The sequence below is a fragment of the Streptococcus mitis genome (assembly GCF_001074635.1).
Classification (GTDB): domain Bacteria; phylum Bacillota; class Bacilli; order Lactobacillales; family Streptococcaceae; genus Streptococcus; species Streptococcus mitis_E.
This window is the reverse complement of sequence record NZ_JUQO01000041.1, coordinates 1-880: the sequence shown is the minus strand read 5'-3', so window position 1 is coordinate 880 and position 880 is coordinate 1. Positions and strand designations below refer to the sequence as shown.

Below are 880 nucleotides of genomic sequence, written 5' to 3'. Positions count from 1 at the left end.
AGTAACTTTCATTCCAAAACCAGGATTTACAGGACCAGCAACTGGAATTTCTGTACAAGCTACAGATGGAAATGGAGAAACAGCAGAAGCAAAATATACTCCAACAGTAAATGCTGTAACAGTAACTCCAGTTGATAAAACAACAACAAATATCCAAGGTGTAACTCAAGAAGAAACACCAACATTCACGATTCCTACTGAATCAACGAATGTAACTGTGACAAGTCGTAAACTAGTGGATCCAGCTGATAATACAGAAAAAGATAGCGTAACAGTAGCAGGAAAAGGAATATTTACAATTGATGGAAATGGTAAAGTTACCTTTACACCAGAACCAACATTCAAAGGTGAAATAGACCCAATTAAAGTAAACGCAACTGTAACAATCACAAATGATAAAAATGAAAGTGCAACAATCACATCAACAGCAACATACAAACCAATTATCGTAGCAGCTGAGATTGATAAAGCACCAGCAACATCAACAAACTTACAAGGATTAGTACAAACAGGTACACCAACCTTTACACCAAAAACTGTAGATGTAAATGGAACACCAAAAGAAATTACGGTTCAACCGAATAGCTACAAACTTGTAAAAGGTGAAGCAGAAAGTGAATCACTTCCAGCTTATAAAGCAGGGACAACTGACCAAATTGGTACGTATACAATTAATCCACAAAATGGAACAGTAACATTTACACCAACAGATAAGACTTATACAGGAGCAGTAGAACCAGTATCTGTACAAGCAACAGGATCAAATGGCGTGAAAGTTCAAACAACGTATACACCAGAAATTACTCCGGTTACTCCAACAAAAGAACCATCAGCAACAACTGATGTACAAGGTAAAAAACAAGTATCAAGAATTGTGTTG

General features: G+C 36.5%; 1 pseudogene. It reads left to right on the top strand.

Going from position 1 to position 880, the window contains the following annotated elements:
• Nucleotides 1-880 (top strand): annotated as a pseudogene (locus ADI58_RS01755) (hypothetical protein); the annotation flags it as partial.